18 protein-coding genes are annotated in these 21,569 nt (G+C 56.4%); 8 read left to right on the plus strand and 10 right to left on the minus strand.

Annotated features, from left to right (window positions below):
• Positions 1–11: 11 nt before the first annotated feature.
• Entirely contained in the window at positions 12–1,580 is a 1,569-nt protein-coding gene (gene porX / locus H4317_RS12030) for a T9SS response regulator signal transducer PorX (protein WP_185886842.1), read from the minus strand.
• 348 nt (positions 1,581–1,928) lie between these two features.
• Between porX and H4317_RS12035 the strand changes: the two genes are divergently transcribed.
• The 6 genes from H4317_RS12035 (at position 1,929) to H4317_RS12060 (ending at position 7,976) form a co-directional block, all read left to right on the plus strand.
• Entirely contained in the window at positions 1,929–3,158 is a 1,230-nt protein-coding gene (locus H4317_RS12035; protein WP_185886843.1) for an HD domain-containing protein, read from the plus strand.
• 103 nt (positions 3,159–3,261) lie between these two features.
• Complete coding sequence (gene lpxD, locus H4317_RS12040) at positions 3,262–4,302, plus strand: UDP-3-O-(3-hydroxymyristoyl)glucosamine N-acyltransferase (RefSeq protein WP_185886844.1); 1,041 nt, start codon at positions 3,262–3,264, stop codon at positions 4,300–4,302.
• Between the two features lie 105 nt (positions 4,303–4,407).
• Entirely contained in the window at positions 4,408–5,802 is a 1,395-nt protein-coding gene (locus H4317_RS12045) for a bifunctional UDP-3-O-[3-hydroxymyristoyl] N-acetylglucosamine deacetylase/3-hydroxyacyl-ACP dehydratase (protein WP_185890024.1), read from the plus strand.
• 113 nt (positions 5,803–5,915) lie between these two features.
• Positions 5,916–6,713, plus strand: a complete 798-nt coding sequence (gene lpxA / locus H4317_RS12050) for an acyl-ACP--UDP-N-acetylglucosamine O-acyltransferase (RefSeq protein ID WP_185886845.1) — start codon at positions 5,916–5,918, stop codon at positions 6,711–6,713.
• A complete protein-coding gene (locus tag H4317_RS12055) occupies positions 6,703–7,335 on the plus strand; it encodes an ABC transporter ATP-binding protein (RefSeq protein ID WP_185886846.1) in 633 nt (210 codons plus the stop codon). The genes lpxA and H4317_RS12055 overlap by 11 nt, the downstream gene beginning before the upstream one ends.
• Positions 7,336–7,613: 278 nt before the next feature.
• The gene (locus H4317_RS12060) at positions 7,614–7,976 is read left to right on the plus strand and encodes a hypothetical protein (protein ID WP_185886847.1); all 363 of its coding nucleotides are present in this window, start codon (positions 7,614–7,616) and stop codon (positions 7,974–7,976) included.
• Between the two features lie 93 nt (positions 7,977–8,069).
• On the opposite strand, the gene H4317_RS12065 is transcribed toward H4317_RS12060, so the two are convergent.
• Both H4317_RS12065 and H4317_RS12070 read right to left on the minus strand, forming a co-directional pair.
• Positions 8,070–8,825, minus strand: a complete 756-nt coding sequence (locus H4317_RS12065; RefSeq protein WP_185886848.1) for a DUF4197 domain-containing protein — start codon at positions 8,823–8,825, stop codon at positions 8,070–8,072.
• A gap of 107 nt (positions 8,826–8,932) precedes the next feature.
• Complete coding sequence (locus H4317_RS12070) at positions 8,933–9,760, minus strand: DUF4197 domain-containing protein (RefSeq protein ID WP_185886849.1); 828 nt, start codon at positions 9,758–9,760, stop codon at positions 8,933–8,935.
• A gap of 98 nt (positions 9,761–9,858) precedes the next feature.
• Here H4317_RS12070 and H4317_RS12075 point away from each other — a divergent pair, with 98 nt between their 5' ends.
• Entirely contained in the window at positions 9,859–11,121 is a 1,263-nt protein-coding gene (locus tag H4317_RS12075) for a competence/damage-inducible protein A (protein ID WP_185886850.1), read from the plus strand.
• A 26-nt stretch (positions 11,122–11,147) separates the two neighbouring features.
• Here H4317_RS12075 and H4317_RS12080 read toward each other — a convergent pair whose 3' ends face one another.
• From H4317_RS12080 to H4317_RS12105, 6 genes are all read right to left on the minus strand, one after another.
• The gene (locus tag H4317_RS12080) at positions 11,148–11,921 is read right to left on the minus strand and encodes a metallophosphoesterase family protein (RefSeq protein WP_185886851.1); all 774 of its coding nucleotides are present in this window, start codon (positions 11,919–11,921) and stop codon (positions 11,148–11,150) included.
• Between the two features lie 69 nt (positions 11,922–11,990).
• Complete coding sequence (locus H4317_RS12085) at positions 11,991–12,566, minus strand: ArsI/CadI family heavy metal resistance metalloenzyme (RefSeq protein WP_185886852.1); 576 nt, start codon at positions 12,564–12,566, stop codon at positions 11,991–11,993.
• A gap of 31 nt (positions 12,567–12,597) precedes the next feature.
• Positions 12,598–12,945, minus strand: a complete 348-nt coding sequence (locus H4317_RS12090; protein WP_185886853.1) for an ArsR/SmtB family transcription factor — start codon at positions 12,943–12,945, stop codon at positions 12,598–12,600.
• 135 nt (positions 12,946–13,080) lie between these two features.
• Positions 13,081–15,153, minus strand: a complete 2,073-nt coding sequence (locus H4317_RS12095) for a heavy metal translocating P-type ATPase (protein WP_260625648.1) — start codon at positions 15,151–15,153, stop codon at positions 13,081–13,083.
• 161 nt (positions 15,154–15,314) lie between these two features.
• On the minus strand, positions 15,315–15,713 hold the full coding sequence (locus H4317_RS12100) for a hypothetical protein (RefSeq protein ID WP_185886854.1): 399 nt from the start codon (positions 15,711–15,713) through the stop codon (positions 15,315–15,317).
• A 74-nt stretch (positions 15,714–15,787) separates the two neighbouring features.
• On the minus strand, positions 15,788–16,381 hold the full coding sequence (locus tag H4317_RS12105; protein WP_185886855.1) for a glutathione peroxidase: 594 nt from the start codon (positions 16,379–16,381) through the stop codon (positions 15,788–15,790).
• 480 nt (positions 16,382–16,861) lie between these two features.
• Here H4317_RS12105 and H4317_RS12110 point away from each other — a divergent pair, with 480 nt between their 5' ends.
• Complete coding sequence (locus H4317_RS12110) at positions 16,862–20,656, plus strand: PAS domain-containing sensor histidine kinase (protein ID WP_185886856.1); 3,795 nt, start codon at positions 16,862–16,864, stop codon at positions 20,654–20,656.
• A gap of 135 nt (positions 20,657–20,791) precedes the next feature.
• Here H4317_RS12110 and H4317_RS12115 read toward each other — a convergent pair whose 3' ends face one another.
• Positions 20,792–21,187, minus strand: coding sequence for a thiol-disulfide oxidoreductase DCC family protein (locus tag H4317_RS12115; RefSeq protein ID WP_185886857.1), 396 nt, complete (start codon positions 21,185–21,187; stop codon positions 20,792–20,794).
• Positions 21,188–21,569: the final 382 nt, after the last annotated feature.

Below are 21,569 nucleotides of genomic sequence, written 5' to 3' on the forward strand. Positions count from 1 at the left end.
GGTCTGTTTAATTACCCTTTCGGGCTGAGCGTGATGTACGGAATGATACATTCCTCCAGCGAGATGCCGCCGTGCTGGAACGTGTCCTTGTAGTAGTTCACGTAGTAGTTGTAGTTGTTGGGGTAGGCGAAGAAGTAGTCGCCGACGGTGAAGACATAGGCCGTGCTTACGTTTTCGCGGGGCAGGAAAATACGCTCCGGCTTGCGCACCGTGTACACGTCCTTGCTGTCGTCGAAGCCCAGATTTTTGCCGTGCTTGTAACGCAGGTTGGTGTTCGTGTTCCGGTCACCTACAATCTTGTAAGGGCGCTTCACCCGGATGGTGCCGTGGTCCGTCGTGATGATGAGCTTGCCCTTCTTCTCGGCAATCACCTGCAGCATCTCATACAGTGGCGAGTGCAGGAACCACGAGCGGGTAATGCTGCGGTACGCCGACTCATCGGCGGCTAGCTCCCGAATCATGGCCATGTCGGTGCGGGCGTGCGAGAGCATGTCCACGAAGTTGTAGACAATGGCGTTCAGCTTGAAGTTGTTGTGCAGGTTGGACATCTTGCCAAGCAGGTCCTTGCCGGCCTGCAGGTTGGTCACCTTGTGGTAGCTAAACTTCTGCTTCTGGTTGGCCTTCTGGAACATGATTTCCATGAACTCGGCCTCGTTGAGGTTTTTGCCCTCGTCATCATCGTCCCACACCCACAGGTTGGGGTATTTCTTCTGAATCTCGCCGGGCATCATGCCCGAGAAGATGGCATTGCGCGCGTAAGCCGTGGTAGTGGGCAGAATGGAGTAATACATTTCCTCCTGGTCCACGGTGAACAGCTCGGCAATGATGGGCTCCAGAATCTTCCACTGGTCGTAGCGCAGGTTGTCAATCAGCAGGAAGTATACAGGCGTGTCGCCGGTCTGCTTCATGAGCGGAAACACACGCTCCTGAAACAACTGGTGCGACATGAGCGGGGCTTCCTTGTCGTCGCCGTTCACCCAATCTTCGTAGTTCTCCGTGATGAAGCGGCCGAAGTACGTGTTGGCTTCGTCCTTCTGCATGTTGAAGACTTCGGCCATGCTCTTGCCTTCCGTCTCGTTGATTTCCAGCTCCCAGTACACCAGCTTCTTGTATACATCGGCCCACTCGGCGGGGCTGAGGCGGTCGGAGAGCTGCATACCCAGCTGGCGGAAGTCGCGCTGATAGCCGGAGTTGGTTTTCTCGCTTACGAGGCGCTTGTTGTCGAGCACCTTTTTCACGGCCAGCAGAATCTGGCTGGGGTTCACGGGCTTGATCAGGTAGTCGGCAATCTTGGAGCCGATGGCGTCCTCCATGATGTGCTCTTCCTCACTCTTGGTAATCATGATGACGGGCAGCGTGGGCTTTACCGCCTTGATTTCGGTGAGGGTTTCGAGGCCGGTCAGGCCAGGCATGTTCTCATCCAGGAACACGATGTCGTAGTTCTGCTCCTGCACCTGCTCAATGGCGTCGGCGCCGGAATTAACGCCGGTTACGTCGTAGCCTTTCTCTTTGAGAAACAGAATGTGGGGCTTGAGCAGGTCGATTTCGTCGTCGGCCCAGAGGATGGAGTATTGTTGCATAGTAGGGTCTTGGGTATGGCCGAAGCATTTGCTCCGTGCCTCATTAAACGAGCTATTGCAGGTGCTGCCCGCTCTGCTCTGCGGCTCACAAAGGAAGCCGAAGCGCGCAAGTAGGTTGCAACTGAAGTTTCGTAAGTAGCTTTACTCCCAATCCCTGGTTTTTGGTTCTAAAAAATTACCGGAAACAGATATTTGCCTGTAACTCCGCCGTAAAGAAGCCGAAAAAAGTTGGTTTAGGTTCCCGGCTGCCACTGGTCAGGACCCGCCGGGCGGGACGTTTCCTGCTTCTGCAACAAGCTCAAAACAATATCTAATGATGCGCCAAGCCAGTGCTTGGCGGACCACTATATGAACAAAAAGAAAATATTCAACGACCCGGTATATGGCTTCGTCACGATTCCTACCGAGCTGTTGTTTGACCTGATTGAGCATTCCTATTTCCAGCGGCTGCGGCGCATTCAGCAGCTGGGCCTCACGATGTTCGTGTATCCGGGCGCGCTGCACACCCGCTTCCACCACGCGCTAGGCGCCATGCACCTGATGTCGTTGGCGCTGCGCACGCTCAAGGATAAAGGTGTCGCTATTACGGCCCGCGAGGGCGAGGCGGCCCAGGCCGCCATTCTGCTCCACGACATCGGCCACGGCCCCCTCTCCCACGCCCTGGAACGCAGCATTTTTCATGATGTGCACCACGAGGAAATCAGCCTGCATCTGATGCAGAAGCTGAACGCGGAGTTTGGCGGTGCGCTGGACCTGGCTATTGCCATCTTCAAAGGCACCTACCACCGGCCGTTCTTCCATCAGCTCGTGAGCAGCCAGCTCGATATGGACCGCCTCGACTACCTCAACCGTGACTCGTTCTATACCGGCGTGCAGGAAGGCCGCCCCGGCGCCGACCGTCTCATCAAGATGCTGACTGTGGTAGATGAAAAGCTGGTGCTGGAAGAAAAGGCGGTATACAGCATCGAGAATTTTCTGGTGAGTCGCCGCCTGATGTACTGGCAGGTCTATCTGCACAAAACCGTAACCAGCGCCGAGCAGATGGTGATTCGCATCATGCAGCGCGCCCGGGACCTGGTGCGCACCGGCGTGGAGGTGCCGGCCTCGCCTAACCTGCACTTCTTTCTCTCGCGCAACGTCACGCAGCAGGAGTTCGAGCAAGACGACCAGATTCTGCGCCGCTTCACCCGCCTCGACGACACCGACGTGTGGAGCGCCGTGAAGCTCTGGGCCGACCACCCCGACAAGGTGCTTAACTTCCTGGCCCAAAGCCTGCTCGACCGGCGCCTGTTCAAAATCACGCTGCAGGCTGAGGCTTTCGATGATGATTTCCAGGTGGGTATTGTGGAACTGATTGCCGAGCGGTTTGGCCTCACGCACCAGGAAGCGGCGCAACTGATGATATCCGGCCGCATCAGCAACAACGCCTACGACGCCGACGGCCAGGACACCATCGATGTGCTAACCAAGCGGGGCCGCGTGGTGAACGTAGCCGAGGCCTCCGATTTGCCCAATATCAAAGCGCTGGGCCAGCGCGTGGAGAAGCACTATATCTGCTACCCCAAGGAAATCCTGTAAGTCTTTATTAGACACTGATTATCAGCCAGAAACTCTAGTACCTAAGGCTGGTCTGTACCAGCGCCTGACAACTGACGACTGAACTTCACTACTTTTGCACCCTATGGAATTTACGGTAGGCCAGATAGCAGAAGTGTTGCGCGGCGCAGTAGAAGGCGACGCAAGCCAGCGGATTGACCGGCTGGCCAAAATCGAAGAGGCGCAAACCGGTGCCCTTTCCTTCCTTTCCAACCTCAAATACGAGTCGTACCTCTATACTACGGGTGCCTCAGCCGTAATTGTGAGCCGCACGCTGGAGCTGAAGCACCCCGTTGCTACGGCCCTTATTCGCGTCGACGACCCGTATACGAGCTTCACCACCCTGCTCGAGTTCTATCAGCAGGCCACCCGCACCGGCAAGCGCGGCGTAGAGGAACCGGCCTACATAGCCAGCAGCTCTACCATCGGCGACAACCACTACCGTGGCGCGTTTTCCTACATCGGCGAGAACTGCCAGATCGGCAACGACGTGGTGATTTTCCCGCACGTTTTCATCGGCGACCGGTGCAAAATTGGGGATGGCACAATTTTGTACGCCGGGGCCAAAATCTACGCTGAAACCGTAATCGGCAACCGCTGCACCGTGCATGCTGGAGCCGTTGTTGGGTCCGACGGGTTTGGGTTTGCGCCGCAGCCTGATGGTTCCTACCGCACTATTCCGCAGATCGGTAACGTGGTGCTGGAAGACAACGTGAGCATTGGGGCCAACGCCACCATCGACTGCGCCACCATGGGCTCCACCGTTATCCGGGAAGGCTCCAAAATCGACAACCTCGTTCAAATTGCCCACAATGTGGAGATTGGACGACACACAGTAGTAGCGGCTCAGACGGGCATTTCAGGCTCCACCAAGATTGGCGACTTCTGCGTGCTGGCTGGCCAGACTGGCATTGCCGGGCACCTTTCCTTGGCCAACCGCACCACCGTCACAGCCCAGTCGGGCGTGGGCAAATCCATCAAGGAAGAAGGTATTCTGCTGCAGGGCTCCCCGGCCTTCAGCCTGCGCGACAGTCTGCGGGCGAATGCCGTTTTTCGGCACCTGCCGGAGCTGGAGCGCCGCCTGACGCAACTGGAGCGCGGCACAAACCCGCCGGAAAAGTCCTAGCTTTGCAGCCCTAATAGTTGCCAGTTATCAGTTGTCAGTTGTCAGATGGTTGTCTTATCAGCCCGCTCTACTGACAACCAACAACTGACGACTGATAACTACCTAATGAACGACAAGCAACACACTATTAAGGCACCCGTCACGGTGAGCGGCATCGGCTTGCACACCGGCGTACAGGCTACCATGACATTTTGCCCGGCACCGGTCGGCCACGGCTATAAGTTTCAGCGGGTAGATTTGCCCGGCCAGCCCATTGTGGATGCCGATGTAGACAACGTGGTAGACCTCTCGCGTGGTACCACCATCGAGCAAAACGGCGCCCGTGTAAACACGGTGGAGCACACGCTGGCCGCTCTGGTAGGCCTGCAGATTGACAACGTGCTCATCCAACTTGATGGCCCTGAGCCGCCCATCATGGATGGCAGCAGCTACGAGTTTATTGAGGCATTGGAGCAGGCGGGCCTTGAAGAGCAGAATGCGCTCCGCAACTACTTCGAGATTCCCGAGGAAATCCGTTTCCTCGATAACGCTCGCGGCGTGGAAATTGCGGCCCTGCCTCTCAACGACTACCGCCTCACGGTGATGGTCGACTATAACTCGCCGGTGCTAGGCTCCCAGCACGCCTCCCTCACTGATATCAGCCACTTCAAGGCTGATATTGCTAGTTCCCGCACTTTCTGCTTCCTGCACGAGTTAGAGGCGCTCTATAAGCAGAACCTCATCCGGGGCGGCGACCTAAGCAACGCCATTGTGGTAGTAGACCGGGTGGTGAGCGAAGATGAGCTCAGCGAACTGGCTACCATGCTAGGTAAGCCCAAAGTGGCTGTAAAGAAGGAAGGCATTCTCAACAACGTGGACCTGCGCCACAAAAACGAGCCCGCCCGCCACAAGCTACTCGATATGGTCGGTGACCTGGCCTTGGTGGGCCGGCCGCTGAAAGGTCAGATTTTGGCGGCCCGCCCTGGCCATGCCGCCAATGTGGCTTTCGCCAAGAAAATCAAGAAGAAAATGCTGGAGGCCGATTCATCGCCAATTCCCAGCTACGACCCTAGCCGGACGCCGGTGATGGATATCAATCAGATAGCCGCCACGCTGCCCCACCGCTACCCATTCCTGCTCATCGACAAAATCATTCACCTCGACGCCACTACCGTGACGGGCGTGAAGAATGTGACGATGAACGAGCCGTTTTTCCAAGGCCACTTCCCCGGCAACCCGGTGATGCCCGGTGTGCTGCAGATTGAGGCCATGGCCCAGACCGGCGGCATTCTGGTACTGAATACTGTGCCCGACCCGGAAAACTACTGGACCTATTTTATGGGCATTGAAAACTGTCGGTTCCGTCGCAAGGTTATTCCCGGCGACACCCTCATTTTCCGTTGCCAGCTACTGGCGCCCATCAAGCGCGGCATTGCCAAGATGAAAGGCCAGGCCTTTGTGAATGGCAAAGTGGTAATGGAAGCCGAAATGTCGGCCAGCATCGTCCGTAAAGACGCCTAATCATCAATAAGTGGTGAGCAACAGGCAACAAGCAATATTCAGCGTTTTCCCCGTCGTTTATTGCTTGTGCATGATTTACTCAGTGCTGATTGCTAATTGTTAACTGAACCCGAATGAACCAGCCGCTCGCCTATATCCACCCGCAAGCCAAAATCGCACAGAACGTGGTAGTGGAACCTTTCACGACCATTGATAAGGATGTGGAAATCGGGGAAGGCACCTGGATTGGCCCCAACGTGACCATCATGGCCGGGGCGCGTATCGGCAAAAACTGCAAGATTTTTCCGGGCGCCGTCATTGCCGCCATGCCGCAGGACCTCAAGTTTGCGGGTGAGAAAACCACGGTTCATATCGGCGACAATACCGTCATCCGGGAATGTGTGACCGTGAACCGCGGCACTGTAGACCGGCTCCGGACTGTAGTGGGTGCCAACTGCCTGCTGATGGCCTACGTGCACGTAGCCCACGATTGTGTAATTGGTGACAACTGTGTGCTGGCAAATGCCGTGCAATTGGCCGGCCACGTCGAAATAGGCGACCATGCCATCATCGGCGGCACCTCGGCGGTACATCAGTTTGTGAAAGTAGGTCCGCACGCCATGATTTCAGGCGGTTCCCTGGTGCGTAAGGATGTTCCTCCGTTTGTGAAGGCCGGCCGCGAGCCGCTGACCTACGCGGGCATTAACAGCATCGGGCTACGCCGCCGGGGTTACTCCGACCAGAAGATTTCGGAGATTCAGCAGCTTTACCGTCTGCTATTTCTGGGCGGCATGAACAATAACGACGCCCTCGACAAAATTGAGTTGGAACTGGCTCCTTCGCCGGAACGCGACGAAGTGGTAAACTTCGTGCGCAACTCGGGGCGGGGCATTATCAAGGGCTATTCGCGCGGCGGCAACGGTGCAGATTGAAGCAACCGGGCTAAGCAAGCGCTACGCCCGCGACTGGATTTTCCGGGGTCTGACGCATACGTTCCTACCTGGCACGGCAACGGCAGTGCTGGGCCCAAACGGCGCCGGCAAAAGCACCCTCCTCAACACGCTGTCGGGCCAACTGCTGCCCACGGCTGGCACGCTTAGCTACACGCACGCGGGCCAAGCCATTCCGGTGGAAGAACTACCACCTTTGCTGGCCTACGCGGCCCCGTATCTGGAGCTAATTGAGGAGCTCACGCTCACCGAGCTATTGCAGTTCCACACGCGTTTCAAGCCGCTACGCCCCGGTTCCAGTCCCCGGCAGCTCATCGAGTTGATGTACTTGGAAAAAAGCAGCCATAAGCTGGTGCGCGACTTTTCCTCGGGCATGAAACAACGGCTGAAGCTGGCGTTGGCGCTCTATGCCGACACGCCGCTATTGCTGCTCGACGAGCCTACTACCAACCTCGACCGTACCGGCGTGGCCTGGTACCTAGAGCACGTACACGCCACGCTGACTGGCCGCACGGTGCTGGTGTCGTCGAACGTGCCGGAAGAGTACGCCTTCTGTACCCAGCAGCTGCTGATTACGGATTTCGGAGCACAGGCAGCACGGTAAGCAGGTTATGGCGTAGCTGCATTGCGTGGTTCAACGCTTGTCTCGACACATTACACCGAATGTGAGTAAGACGAAGTCCGTACAGCAGTGGCTCTGCTACACAATCTGGCAGTTGTTAAGTCAGGCATTGGCTTAGCCAAAGTGGCTAGGGAGTACACTGCCAGCAGAAAAGCAAAATCATGCATCAACCGGAAATGGTTCGTGCCGTATCTTCGCAACCGAAACGGCGGTACTTGCGCCTCTTCCTTTTCACCTTCTTACCGCCCCTGACCAAGGCCATGAGACAATACGACGACCTAGACGATGACGACCTGCTCGGCGACGATGACGAGCTGGATAATTTTGCCAAAACCGGTGGCAGCAAAACCCGCGGCACTTCTGAAGACCAGCTTTCGGCTAAGTACGCTGACTATCTGATGTGGCGCGACACCGGCTCTTCACACGATGAGGCGCTGGACCTGGCCAACATGAGCGAAGATGAGTTTGAGCTGGCAGATGCCTCCGAGGATTCGGAAAATGACACCAAATTCACTAGCCTCGACGACCTCGACGAGGACGATTATTCCGACGGTGGCGACGAGTATGGTAGCTCCGGCAGTTCCCGCAACATCGGCCGCAACTCCGACTACGACGATTATTAGTCTGCTTTGATCTGACCGTATATAAAAAGAGCCTGCACGTACTGTGCAGGCTCTTTTTGTGTGTAGCAAGAATACTCCCGCAACTGAATGCAGCTAGTTCTTGCGGCCGAATACTTTCTTAAGCAAATCTGTAGTGCGCGCAACGGGGTTTTCGCGGATGTTGGCTTCTTCCTGCGCAATCAGCGTGAACAGGCCACCAATGGCGCGGTCGGTAGCATACTGATTCAGGTCAGTCTGAACGGGCGTTACGAGCGGAATCCGGTTGTAGCGGGTTGTCAGGTCGGTGTAGTAGCGGGTGGCGCCCACTTTGTCGAGGCTTTGCTGGATAATTGGCTTAAAGGCCGAGCTCAGCTGGGCAGTAGTAGTGCGCTGCAGATACTGCGTAGCAGCATTTTTCTCCCCCGTCAGAATGTTCCAGACGTCCGTGAAGGTCAGGCTTTTGATAGCCGACAGGAAAATAGGCTTGGCACTTTTAGCGGCATCCTCAGCCCCCCGGTTCAACGACAGCTCAAACTTATCGACCTGGCTACCCAGCCCAATGTTGCGAAGCGTTGTGGCAACGCGCTGAGCATCGGGAGGAAACGGAATCCGGATAAGCCGATTTAGATTGAAGCCATCCGTTTTAGACGCTTGATCTGCGCCTTTGCTGATGCCCTGCACCAAGGCCTCTTTCAGACCATTGGCGGCTTCCGTATTCGTCAGGCCCCCCTGGCTGGTAGTGCTACCCGATTTGGGCAGCGGCGGCAGCTTGATGTTGCCAATTTTAGGAAGGCTGAAAATCTGCGCCGAAGCACTGAACTGGAAACCCAGTAGCGCCAGGGGAAGAACGAGAAAGAGGCGTTTGTTCATGGTAGGTGCGGCGGTAGTGATAAGAACAGGCCGAGGCCGTACAGTGCCAATTGCACAAACCGGACCAAACCCCGCCGCGTTCCTGCCAGGTGCCGACCAAGCCGCTTCTATTGCCCGAATACCCGCTTTAGCAACTCACTGCCACGGGCAGCCGGGTTTGCCCGAATCCGAGCTTCTTCAGCGGCAATCAGCGTGAATAATCCATCAACGGTCTTCTGGCTAGCGTAGGCATTGAGGTCCGCGTTGATGGGCGTCACGAGTGGAATCTTGTTGTATTTGGCTACCATTTCAGCATATAGCTTGGTAGCACCCGTTTGGTCCAAGGACTGCTTAATGGTAGGCTGGAATGCTGTTTTGAGTTGTTCGGCAGTCTTTTCGTACAGAAACGTAGTGCCGGCGTCGCTTTCTTTGCTGGTAGCCAACCCCAGTGCGTCCTGAAAGCTCAGATTCTGCAGCGCACTCAGGAATATCGGTGCGCCATCTTTGGCAGCCGTTTCTGCACCACGGTTCAGGGCTACTTCAAACTTATCCACCAGCGCGCCCATGCGGAGGCCCCGCAATGTGGTAGCAACCAGTTCGGCTTCGGGCGGAAATGGAATCCGGATATCAGCGTTGGCATTGAATCCATCGAGGGCCGAGGCCTGCTCTACGCTGCGTGTAATGCTTTGCGTCAAGGCTTCTTTCAAGCCGCTGCTGGCATCAGTATCCGTCAGTGGAATTTTTACCGGGGCTACCACCGTAGCGGCTTTGGTGGTAGTAGTCGTGGTCTTCGCCGTAGTTTTTACGGGCGATTTTGCGGGCGTTTTCGCCGTAGTTTTTTTGGCAGTGGTGGTTTTCTTGGTAGTAGTCGTGGTCTTTTTGGTCTGAGCCTGAGCGGCTACGGGAGCAACCAGGGCCAGCCCAAGCGCGAAAGTGAGCGTACGAAACGTGGACATATGCGGCAGATGACGAAAACCAGACGGCCTGCGTGGCGGTCTTACGCGTCAGGGTGCCAAATTGCGCCAAATCCCTCTCCTATCCTAACCTCCGCTGTATGCCGCTGCTTCCCGACGTTGAAATCATGACTATTGGCGATGAGCTACTCTATGGGCAGGTCATCGATACCAATTCGGCCTTTATGGGGCAGGAATTGGCCAAAATTGGGCTGCGCGTCCGGCAGATCAGTAGCGTGTCTGACCGTGCCGACGAAATTGTAGCGGCCCTTGATCAAGCCCGTGAACGGGCTCAGGTGGTACTCATTACGGGCGGCCTTGGCCCAACCAAAGATGACCTGACCAAGCACGTGCTGGCGCGCTACTTCCAGACAGAACTTGTGCTGCACGAGCCCACGCTGGAGCATGTGGAAGGCATTTTCCGTCGTTTCAACCGCCCGATGCTCGACGTGAATCGGCAGCAGGCGCTGGTGCCGGCCAACTGCGAAGTGCTATTTAACGCAGTAGGCACGGCACCAGGCATGTGGTTCGAGGACCAGGGCACTGTGTTCGTGAGTATGCCCGGCGTGCCTCACGAAATGAAATACCTGATGACGGAAGCCGTGCTGCCGCGCCTGCAGCAGCGTTTTCAGGTGCCACCCATTGAGCACGTAGTAGTGCAGACCGTGGGCCTTGGCGAGTCGTTTCTGGCCGAGCAGATTGCGGACTGGGAAGCAGCCTTGCCCACCAATTTCAAGCTGGCCTACCTCCCCTACCTTGGCGGCGTGCGGCTGCGCCTGACCGGCCACGCCGACGGCCTGCCTGACCTACGACCACGAATGGAAGCGCTGCTGCCGGAACTACGGGCCCGGTTGGGCGAGCATGTTTTCGCCGAAGGCGAAGTGAAGCTGGAAGAAGCAATTGGCCGGCTGCTGCAAGAACGCGGCCTCACGCTGGGCACTGCCGAAAGCTGCACCGGCGGCCTGCTGGCGCACCGCATTACCAGCATTCCGGGCAGCTCGGCTTACTTCCTGGGCAGCATTGTGGCCTACGACAACCGCGTGAAACAGCAGCAGTTGGACGTGAAAGCCGAAACTCTAGCGGCTTACGGAGCAGTGAGTGAGGAAACGGTGCGGGAAATGGCCGAAGGAGCCCGCCAACGCTTAGGAGTAGACGTAGCGCTGGCTACAAGCGGCATTGCCGGCCCCGACGGCGGCACCACAGACAAACCCGTGGGCACTATTTGTATCGCCTACGCCGATGCCCACCAGACGGTGAGCCGGCGCCTCACCTTCAATCGGGGCCGGCAGCTCAACGTGGAGTACACCGTCACGATGGCTCTTAACCTGCTACGGCTACACTTGCCAGCCCTAGCTGAAGCCTAGCTACCATGAGTCTACGGTACGTTTTCTCAGTAAGCCTTACGGAGCATATCAGCGTATTCATCAGGCAGAGTTGAGAATTCAATGGCCTGAGCGGCTTTCTCCACGTCGTATGCCACCCGAACCAGTTCGGAGCGGATACTCCGGGGGTTGGTGAGCCGGGTGTTTTCATCTAGGTGCAGCAACTGGTAGGCTGCTCGGGGGTCGCCATCCTTGGGTTTGCCTACGGAGCCGATATTAAGCGCATGCCGGTAGCGGGTTTCGCCCTGATACTCATAGGGCAGAATGCGGTGGTACGGCTTGTGGGTGTGGCCGAAGAGCAACACGTCAGCATTTGATTCCTGCAAAATCCTCAGTGTACTGGCTTCTGGTCGTTCCTCGAACAGATACTCATTGATTTTGCGTGGCGAGCCGTGCACCATCAGCAGACTCAGGGTGCACGGCTCTTCCTGAAACTCCAGCCGCATGTGTTTGGGCAGGCAGCGTAGGTAGCGCCGCTCAGTTGCGTTCATCACGTGGTTGGTGTAGGCGATGCTGCGTGCTCCCAACTCTTTTTCACGACTGGTTTTGTAGGCGCATCCACATTCTGACGACCCCAGCCCGATGCCTTGGTCGTAGTTTCCGGCCAATGTTGGTATTCCACGGCGGCGCAACTCGTTGACCACTTCATTGGGCCAGGGGGCATAGCCTACCAAGTCGCCTAGGCAGAAAATCATATCCGGCTGCCGCTGCTCCATGTCAGCCAGCACCGCTTCCAGAGCGGGCAGATTGCCATGCACATCCGAGAAAAAGGCAATTGTCATCTTCGCTGTTTTAGGAAGGATAAATACTCAGGCGGACCGCCGACACAACTAGTATGACCAACTGCCTGCCTAGCAGCAGCCGCCACCGGGCGTGCAAGCGGCCGTAGTGGCCGGGGTAGCCTCCAGCAGCGTGAAGGCCATGGGCGCAGTAGTAAGTACCTCTTCGGCTTTGGGGGCAGCAGATGCAGATGGCGCAATGCAGCACTGGGTACTGCTGCTGGCAGCGTGGTCGTATTCCTGCTGGTAGCGCGGGTCGTTGAATTCGGCATCCTCGTGAAAATAATATACCTCCCATTCCACGCCGTCCGGGTCGTTTACCCAGAACTTGTCCTGTTTGGCATAGCAGCAATTCGTTCCCATTTCTTCGCGCGGTAGCAGACCAGTGTTGCGAGCCTGCTCCAGCCGCTGCTCCATTTCCTCCATAGTTTCTACCTGAAAGCCCAGATGGCCGAAGTTGCTGGCTACCCGTTCAGGATTTTCCACAAACGAAATGATGAGCGAAGGCTGATCAAGTACATATTTGGCATAGCCCCGCCGAATTTTGGCAGCGGGCCGGCCAAAGAAAGCCGTGTAGAAATTGACGGTAGCCGTCAAATCAGCCACGTACAGCGAGACGTGCATGCGGGGAAAGGCAGAAGTTTCCATAGAGCAAAGTGGGGTGAAGTGAACAGAAAAATTAGCAGCAGGATGCACCTGGACCGCAAACATCTTCGGTAGTGGCATCCGTGAAAAAGGTCGTGAACTGCTGCTGCACCTGGCGCAGCAGCCCCATGTTGAGGCAGTAGCAAACGGTAAGTCCGTCTATTTCACCCCGAATCAGGTCCAGGGTTTTGAGTTCCTGCAAGTGCTGTGACACCGTCGTGCGGGAGAGCGGCAGCTCGGCGGCAATGTCGCCGGAGATGCATGTTTTTTTGGAGGCCAGCAGTTGAATAATGGCTACCCGGGCTGGGTGCGCCAACGCTTTAGCCACGCGGGCCAGCTGTTGTTGCTCCTCGGTAAAAACAGTTGTTTTGGCGTACGTCATAGCATCAATGTATTATGACGTAAACATACGACATAATAAGTCGTATGTTTACGTCATAGTCAATTATTTTTTCTCGTTACTCTTAATTGCCTTCTCTGCCGCTTATCCAGAAGCATGCAAAGCCAGCCCTCTTGTTTAGAATTTCATACGCTGAATTCGTACGGCGTTCAAAATAGCGAGCAGCGCCACGCCCACATCGGCAAACACGGCTTCCCACATGGTGGCCAGCCCACCGGCGCCCAAGGCCAGCACAACACCTTTCACGATGAAAGCCAGCCAGATATTCTGCCAGACCACGCTATGTGTGGCGCGGGCAATACGACGGGCAGTGGCAATTTTGCTCGGATGGTCGGTCTGGATTACCACATCGGCCGTTTCGATGGTGGCATCGGAACCCAGCCCACCCATGGCTATGCCCACATCGGCAAGGGCTACTACTGGAGCATCATTTACTCCGTCGCCTACGAATGCCACCCGGCGGCCTTCTGCCAGATACTGCTGCACATAGCGAGCTTTGTCTTCCGGCAGCAAGCCACCGTGCGCTTCGTCGATGCCGAGCTGCCGGGCCACTTGCTGCGTGACGCTGTCTTTGTCGCCGGAGAGCATTACCAGCTTTGAGATACCATCGGCTTTCAGCTCCTGCACGGCTCGGGCAGCATCTTCTTTCGGCGAATCGGCCACTGTGATGTATCCGGTGTACTGCCCATCTATGGCGGCTACCACAATGCTGTCTACCACCTCGTCGATTTCTGCGGGGTAGGCTACATTGTATTTGCTGAGCAGCCGTGCGTTGCCGGCCAGCACGTCGTGCCCTTCTACCCTACCCCGTAAGCCGTGGCCGGCTATTTCCTCAACATTTTCCACGGCTACACCCACAGCAGTCTCTCCTACATACGCCACCACGGCTTTGGCTATGGGGTGAGTAGATTTGGTTTCCAGAGCGCCAACCAAGCGAAGCAAATGGGCTGGCTCTATACCAGCTGCGGGCCGCACCTGCTGCACAGCAAACACGCCCTGCGTCAGGGTACCGGTTTTGTCCAGCACTACCGTATTGATTTCGCGCATCAGGTCCAGGAAGTTGGACCCTTTGAAGAGGATGCCTGCCTTGGAGGCCGCCCCGATACCGCCGAAATAGCCCAGCGGGATGCTGATGACCAACGCGCAAGGACAGGCTATAACCAGAAATACCAACGCCCGATACAGCCACTCCCGAAACACATAGTCCTGCACCACGAAATACGGCACCAGCACCAGCAACGTAGCCAACGCCACTACAATAGGGGTGTAAACTCGGGCGAAGCGGGTAATGAACTGCTGCGTTTTGGCTTTGCGGCCTACGGCGTCCTGCACCATAGCCAGTATTTTCGAGAGCTTGGTATCTGCAAAACCGGCCGTAACCAGAATCTGGGCCAGAGTTTCCTGGTTAATCATGCCGGCCAGCACCGTTTCGCCGGGCTGTTTGGTCTGGGGCACAGATTCGCCTGTGAGAGCCGCCGTGTTGAAAGAAGCCGCCGTGTTCTGCAGCGTGCCGTCAAGCGCGACCTGCTCGCCCGGCCTGACTTCCATGATGTCGCCCAGCACAACTTCCTTCGGGTCCAGCACCAGGCTCTGGCCGGCCCGTAACACCCTAACTTCAGTAGCCTGAATATTCAGCAAGGCCTGGATACTGCGCTTGGCTCGGTTCACAGCGGCATCCTGAAACAGCTCCCCAATGGTGTAGAATAGCATTACTGCTACGCCTTCCGGATATTCGCCAATGGCAAAAGCGCCCAGTGTGGCAATGCTCATAAGCAGAAACTCATTGAACACGTTGCCGGAAGGAATACTCAATACGGCTGCTTTCATCACCTTCCAGCCCACCAGCAGGAAGGCTACGCCATACCACGCCAGGCGCACATACCCCGCAAAGAAACCTGCGTCATAATAATCCAGGCCAATACCAACGAGCAACAGCACCAGGCTTACGCCGGGTATCAAATAGGGATTCTCACCGAGCGGCCCGTGGTTATGGTCATCTTCCCCAAAGCCCAACTTGCCTGGGTCGTGCGAGTGGCCAGCATGGTCGTGGCCGGCTACATCATGGCCCTGAGGCTGGCGGGCTGCTTCAGGCGTAAGCTGCTCCCGGCTGAGTGCGCCCACGTTTTCGGGCTTAAGCTGCTTGGCGGTATTCAGTTTTTCGCCAGTATTGCGGGATGTCGGATCAGGCATGAGGAAGTAGATGCGTCTTGGGTTGGAGTACACAGTGGCTTACGCTTGCTGCTACTACGCAAAACCGGCAACCCCAACCATATCTACCGTTGCCTACGCACGCACACCGTATCCATTGCGGCCTGCCGCATGAAAACCCAACAGACGTAAGACTCCGTGGCTTATGCTACCGCCCATTCCCGGGCCTGCTGCAGATCAGAAAACGAGCGTATTTCCAGTTGCGGACCGGGGGCAGCCTGCTGGTACATGTTCCCAATCAGCAAGCGGTTCATCGTGTCCTGTGCTTCCAGGCGGGCAAACCGGCGCACCCCAAGCGCCAGCAGGGTCGGCAACACGTGCCTGGATACCCACTCCAAATCGATGGGGCGCACTGCGCCCAGCAGCTGGTCGTTGGCAATCCAGCCGGTAACGCCGTGCTGGCGGGCCAGGACCAACGCCTCAGTGAGGTAGCGCCGAAAATCCCGGCTGTTTGTAAACGCCAGCCACTCCGTTTCTAGCGCGGCAGCCGAACCTGAGTGCAGGTGTATCGTCAGGGAAGGGTGAGAAGCAACAACTGTCATAAAGAACCAATCAGCAGGCCCCTAACGGGTTGTGCCGTCCAGATGTTACAAACAGCTCCCGCCCGACCGGCGTTCTACTTGCCTTTTAGCTGGCTGGTAACTGCGTCGCTGAGGGGCGAAACAGCGGGGCCGAAATAGTGCGTCAGTCGGCCGTCTTCGCTGATGAGGTATTTGGAGAAATTCCAGTCGGGAGCCTGCTCATTCCAGCCGTTACGGCGGGCATCACTTAGCCACTGGTACACCGGGTTTTGCTGGGGCTGCTTCACTACCACGCTCTTTTTCATTAGCGGGAAGCTCACTCCAAAATTCACTTGGCAGAATTGCTCTATGGTCTTGTCGTCGTCTTTTTCCTGCTCAGCAAAGTCGTTGGCCGGGAAGCCCAGTACCACCAGTTGATCGGCATATTGCTCCGAGAGTTGCTGCAGTTCCTGGTACTGGTTGGTGTAGCCGCAGTTGGACGCCGTATTCACCAGTAGCACCTTTTTTCCTTTGAGGTCCTCGAAGGAAAACGTACTGCCCGTGTTGAGTTGGCTATCCAGCTGGTAAAACGGCACCGGCGCGGCCACAGGCTTGGGAGTTTCCAGCACTTTGCCCCGGTTGCTCGATTTGGAAAGCCGCATAATCAGCGGATACAACTGTTTCAGGAATTTCTGGCGGAAGGAGGCCATTGAGTCTGGTTAAGCAAAAAAGAAAAGAACTGCCTGCAAAGGAAGATGTTTTGCGGGATGCCGCCAGCATACTGCCAAGGCGGTTCCGGTTCAAAACCATTGCCCAGGCCGTTGCCGTCGTCATGCTGAGGTCAGAGCTGAATTGAGCGCAGGATAAGGGCCGCACCACGCCAGCACAGGACCAGCTGGCACGCAGGATTCCGCAAGTAGCTGTAGCAGCGTGCCCTGCTTATACGCCTGCACCAATGAAGCGGGCATACGGTCCGTTGGCAATGGCACAACAGAACCGAGGAAACTTCATAACTACAGATGAGCTCCATAGAAGTATGCCAAGCTCTCCAACTATTTATTGGTAAACAGCGCCTACTTTCAGGAGGAATTACGAGGTCCGCCAAGCCCCGAAACACTGTTCCCGAGGGACAGTTTATGCTGTACCAGCTGCACTCCCCTTCAGTCTGCTCACTGCCGCCCACTGCTCCCATGCCTGAACTCCCACCGCTGTCAGCCGTCTTCAGCGCCCTGCCCGATGCCTACCTTCTGCTCTCTACGGAGCTAATAATCGAAGCGGCCAGCAATGCTTATCTGGCGGCCACACTAACGCAGCGGGAAAGCCTCCTAGGTAAGTCACTGTTCGAGGTATTCCCTGATAATCCCGGAACGCCCGAAGCCTACAGCACACACAATCTGCGGGCATCTCTGAACCAAGTACTGGCCACCGGCAAACCCCACCAAATGGCGCGCCAGCGGTATGATGTACCTTCTCCGCAGCACGCTGGGCAGTTTGTAGAGCGGTATTGGCTGCCGTGCAATACGCCCATTCTGGACGAGCAGGGCCAAGTCACCCACATTCTGCACGCCGTAGTGAATATTACGGAGCAAATGCAGGACGAAGCGCGGCTGCGGGCCAGCCAGCTACGGGAAAAAGAAGCGTTGGCCGAGGCCGAAGCCCACCGCCATCAGCTGCAGGCGCTGCTATTGCAGGCCCCGGCCCTGATTGCCAGTCTGCGGGGCCCCGACCATGTAGTTGAACTTGTAAATGAAGGATTCCGGCAGATGTTCGGCGGCCGCGCCATGGAAGGCAAGCCCTACCGCGAGGCCGTACCGGAACTGCAGGACCAGCCATTTTTTGATCTTCTGGATGAGGTGTACCGCACCGGGGAAACGTATTACGGCAACGAAGTCCTAGCGTACATCAAACGGACCAACTCAGATCAGCGGGAGGCGCTGCATTTCAATTTCATTTACCAGGCTACCCGCGACGCAGTCGGCAGCATCACCGGTATTCTCATCTTTGCCTACAACGTAGAAGACCAAGTACGCGCCCGGCAGCAGGTGCAACACCTAAACCAAGACCTGGCCGCTGCTAACGAGGCCCTGGAAAAAAGGGTATCGGAAAGGACGCAGGCGCTGCAGCAAGCTCAGGCCGACGCCGAGCAGCAGCGGGCTCGGCTGGAGAGTCTTTTTATGCAGGCACCCGCCGCAATCTGCATTCTGGACGGTCCTGATTTGGTGTATGGGTTGGTTAATCCCAGCTATCAGCAGCTGTTTCCGGGCCGCCAACTGCTGGGCCAACCCATTCTGCAAGCCCTACCGGAAATAGCGAACCACCAAGTGTATCATACGTTCCGGCGGGTTTATGATACCGGCGTGACGCAACAGGAGCTGGGTACTCTGATTCCGTTGGCTCGCCCAACAGACGGCATATTGGAGGACCGTTACTTCAATTATATTCAGCAGGCCCGCTACAACGCTGATGGCTTCGTGGATGGCATTATCGTGTTTGCGTTTGAAGTAACGGAGCAGGTGATGGCGCGGCAGCAAGCCGAAAAAGCCCAGCAGAATAGCGAGTCGACTGCCCGGCAGCTGCAGTTGCTTACCGATGCGCTGCCCGTACTTATTGGCTACGTAGACCAAAATCGGACCTACCAATTTGCAAATCGCGCCTATGAAAACTGGTTCAAGATGGCTCCTGATGAGTTGGTTGGGCGGGCTGTGCAGGATGTGCTTGGTGATGAAGCCTATGCAAGAGTAGCTGGCTATATAGAGCGGGCTCTGGCCGGTGAGCGGCTGACGTTCAATGCGACCATGCCTTACCGCGAGAATTTTAGCCGCCACATCCATACCAGCTACATCCCTGATGTACGCGAAGGAAAGGTAGTGGGCTTCTATAGTCTGGTAGCCGATGTGACGGAGCAGGTACAGACGCAACAGCAGGTGCAGGAGCTCAATGAGGCCCTGGCCGCCATCAACAAGGAGCTGCAGGCCTCCAATCAGGAGATTAGCAGCAATCATGCGGAGCTGATCCGGACCCAGCAGGCCTTACTCGATGCCGCCCAGCACCAGATTCAGCAGCGGGAAACCTTTTACCAGGTGTTTGAGCAGACTCCTGCCAGCATTGGGTTACTGCGCGGTCCTGAGCACCGATTCGAGTATATCAACGAGGCGTATCAGCAGCTTTTCCCGAACCGGGAGCTACTGGGCCGGCCGGTAGCCGAAGCCCTTCCGGAAACCGTAGAGCAAGGATTTCTGGCCCTGATTGACAATGTGTACCGCACGGGCGAAACGTTTTTCGGCACCGAATTGCGGTTGAGCCTTGCAAACCCCGACGGCACGCAGCCAAATCAGGACGTGTATTTCACGTTTACGTATCAGGCCTACCGCGAAAACGGCGTTATTATCGGCGTTTCCATCTTTGCCTACGATGTGACCGAGCAGGTGCTGGCGCGGCAGGAGCGTGAAGCGGAGCGGCAGCGGCTGGAAAATCTGTTTATGCAGGCCCCCGCTCCTATCACTATCCTCGATGGGCCAGATTTGGTGTACCAGTTAGTTAATCCTGCCTATCAGCTCATCTTTCCTGGCCGCGAGCTGCTACACAAGCCACTGCTAGTCGCCCTGCCTGAACTGGCTGACTCGCCCATTCCACAGTTGCTCCGGCAGGTATATACCACCGGCGAAACCTATGTGGCGCAGGAGATGCCGCTCATGCTGGCCCGCAACGCAGGTGCTCCGCTCGAAGAAATATTTTGGACTTTCACCTACCAGGCTCGGCGCAATGCACAAGGCGCCGTGGATGGAGTTATGTGCTTTGCCCACGAAGTGACGGACCAAGTGCAGGCCCGCCGCGTGGTGGAAGAGCGGGAGCAGTCGTTCCGGCAGATGGCCGACAGTGCCCCGGCTATGCTGTGGGTAACCGACGCCAACGGGTATTGTACCTACCTGAACTACCCCTGGTATGCTTACACCGGGCAAACCGAGGCACAGGCCCTAGGCATGGGCTGGACAGAGGCCGTGCATCCCGATGACGCCGCCGCAACCGGAGCCGCTTTTATAGAAGCTACCGCCAAGCAGCTACCATTTCATTGCCAATATCGGCTCCGGCGCCACGATGGCACGTACCGCTGGGCCACCGACTCAGGGCTGCCGCGCTTCGGGGCTTCCGGCGAGTTCGAAGGCATCGTTGGGACGGTTATTGATGTGCACGAGCAGAAGCTGGCCGAGTTGGCCCTGCAGCGCCTCACCCAGAAACTGCGCACCTCCCGCGACGAAGCCCAGGCGCTCAACGCGGAGTTGCGCGAAACCAACGAGCAGCTGGTGCGCACCAACGTCGATTTGGACAACTTCATCTATACCGCGTCGCACGACCTCAAGGCGCCTATTTCCAATATTGAGGGGCTGCTGCATATGCTGCAGGACGAATTGCCGCTACCCAGCAAGGCTGGAGAAGTGCCTCATATTCTGGACCTGATGCAGGAATCGGTGGATCGGTTCACCCGTACTATTGAACACCTGACGGATATCAGCAAGCTGCAGAAGGAGCATAGCCAGCCGGTTGTGCCGGTGCCCCTGGCCGCCGTACTTGAGGACGTCTGCCTCGATCTGGCGCCGCTGCTCCAGCAAGTTGGAGGCCGCATCAGCGCGCATATAGACGCTACTCCTACGGTCAATTTCTCAGAGAAGAACCTGCGTTCAGTAGTTTATAACCTGCTGAGCAACGCCCTCAAATACCACCACCCCGACCGGCCGCCGGAGGTACAGGTACGCAGCCGGGTGGAAGCCGCCTACCACGTACTAGAAGTGCAAGACAATGGCTTGGGGCTGGACCTCACGCGTGAAAAGTCGTTGTTTGCTATGTTCCGGCGCTACCACACTCACGTAGAAGGCTCCGGAATTGGCCTCTACATGGTGAAGAAGATGGTGGAGAATACCGGCGGCAAAATTGAGGTAGAAAGCCAGGTCGGCAGCGGCTCTACCTTTTCGGTATATTTCCCCATCTGAGGTATGGCGCTGGCATTGCACAGCCCGGGTACTTCAACATCTGGCAGCACGTGCCTGGATCTGCCACTGTTGTGGCCTAAGAGGTAGTTAAATATCCTGCATTTCTGGCAAATGAGCAGTACAGCTAAAGCCGAACTACAGAAAGCGACGACGCAGTGCCGGCGTCGGAATTCGGCATTCCGTCTGTTTGCCCAGTAGTTGGTAGCGGTGTCGGGCCACTAGTTCATACGCCCAGTCCCGCAAAGGGCGTGGCAGCACCAACAGTACCGCCGCATAGCGCCATCCCGAACTCAGTTGTTGCAGAATGAGCAACACAGCTTCGGACCGCTCATATAGTTGCCCATTGCGCAGCAGATAAATAGTGGAAGGGGTTGCTGGTGGCTGCTCACCGTGTTGGAGCAATAGCTCGCGGGCTACTGCTGACTGCAGCGACACAAACCGGAAGCGCTCCGCTTTATCCCGGTCGATAACAAACTGCACAAACCCATCACAGAGGTTACACACCCCATCAAAAAAGATTATATCGTCCATCTGATGTCTGCCTATAGATTGGAGTAGCCTTACCCTGCACTTTATTGCAATTAACTAGTATATGAAAAAGTAATGAGGTTTTCTATCCCAGAAAAAAATAATTAAAAATTTCCTATCAACCCTTGCATCTTATAGTTGATACTTGTTATTTGGCCTCACCGATTTGCGCTTGCTGCTTGATTTGCAGCCACTTTTAGTACTGCCTGGTTAAACTCCGGCAGATAGTACCGCGCCCTTCTACTACCAACTACCTATTGCATCCGGCTCCCTAATTGTATTGTGCTTTTGCACAATAACAGGAGACGCATTGCCGTATAAGCCGCCTTTCATGTATAGGCGGGGCTTCCCACCATACCCTAAAAATCCTACTTTCAGCTAACCG

This window comes from Hymenobacter sediminicola, assembly GCF_014250515.1.
GTDB lineage: Bacteria > Bacteroidota > Bacteroidia > Cytophagales > Hymenobacteraceae > Hymenobacter > Hymenobacter sediminicola.

Excerpts from the sequence above, each read along its gene's own strand:
- porX (WP_185886842.1), bottom strand. The coding sequence starts at position 1,580 with ATGCAACAATACTCCATCCTCTGGGCCGACGACGAAATCGACCTGCTC.
- H4317_RS12035 (WP_185886843.1), top strand. The coding sequence starts at position 1,929 with ATGAACAAAAAGAAAATATTCAACGACCCGGTATATGGCTTCGTCACG.
- lpxD (WP_185886844.1), top strand. The coding sequence starts at position 3,262 with ATGGAATTTACGGTAGGCCAGATAGCAGAAGTGTTGCGCGGCGCAGTA.
- H4317_RS12045 (WP_185890024.1), top strand. The coding sequence starts at position 4,408 with ATGAACGACAAGCAACACACTATTAAGGCACCCGTCACGGTGAGCGGC.
- lpxA (WP_185886845.1), top strand. The coding sequence starts at position 5,916 with ATGAACCAGCCGCTCGCCTATATCCACCCGCAAGCCAAAATCGCACAG.
- H4317_RS12060 (WP_185886847.1), top strand. The coding sequence starts at position 7,614 with ATGAGACAATACGACGACCTAGACGATGACGACCTGCTCGGCGACGAT.
- H4317_RS12065 (WP_185886848.1), bottom strand. The coding sequence starts at position 8,825 with ATGAACAAACGCCTCTTTCTCGTTCTTCCCCTGGCGCTACTGGGTTTC.
- H4317_RS12070 (WP_185886849.1), bottom strand. The coding sequence starts at position 9,760 with ATGTCCACGTTTCGTACGCTCACTTTCGCGCTTGGGCTGGCCCTGGTT.
- H4317_RS12075 (WP_185886850.1), top strand. The coding sequence starts at position 9,859 with ATGCCGCTGCTTCCCGACGTTGAAATCATGACTATTGGCGATGAGCTA.
- H4317_RS12080 (WP_185886851.1), bottom strand. The coding sequence starts at position 11,921 with ATGACAATTGCCTTTTTCTCGGATGTGCATGGCAATCTGCCCGCTCTG.
- H4317_RS12085 (WP_185886852.1), bottom strand. The coding sequence starts at position 12,566 with ATGGAAACTTCTGCCTTTCCCCGCATGCACGTCTCGCTGTACGTGGCT.
- H4317_RS12090 (WP_185886853.1), bottom strand. The coding sequence starts at position 12,945 with ATGACGTACGCCAAAACAACTGTTTTTACCGAGGAGCAACAACAGCTG.
- H4317_RS12095 (WP_260625648.1), bottom strand. The coding sequence starts at position 15,153 with ATGCCTGATCCGACATCCCGCAATACTGGCGAAAAACTGAATACCGCC.
- H4317_RS12100 (WP_185886854.1), bottom strand. The coding sequence starts at position 15,713 with ATGACAGTTGTTGCTTCTCACCCTTCCCTGACGATACACCTGCACTCA.
- H4317_RS12105 (WP_185886855.1), bottom strand. The coding sequence starts at position 16,381 with ATGGCCTCCTTCCGCCAGAAATTCCTGAAACAGTTGTATCCGCTGATT.
- H4317_RS12110 (WP_185886856.1), top strand. The coding sequence starts at position 16,862 with ATGCCTGAACTCCCACCGCTGTCAGCCGTCTTCAGCGCCCTGCCCGAT.
- H4317_RS12115 (WP_185886857.1), bottom strand. The coding sequence starts at position 21,187 with ATGGACGATATAATCTTTTTTGATGGGGTGTGTAACCTCTGTGATGGG.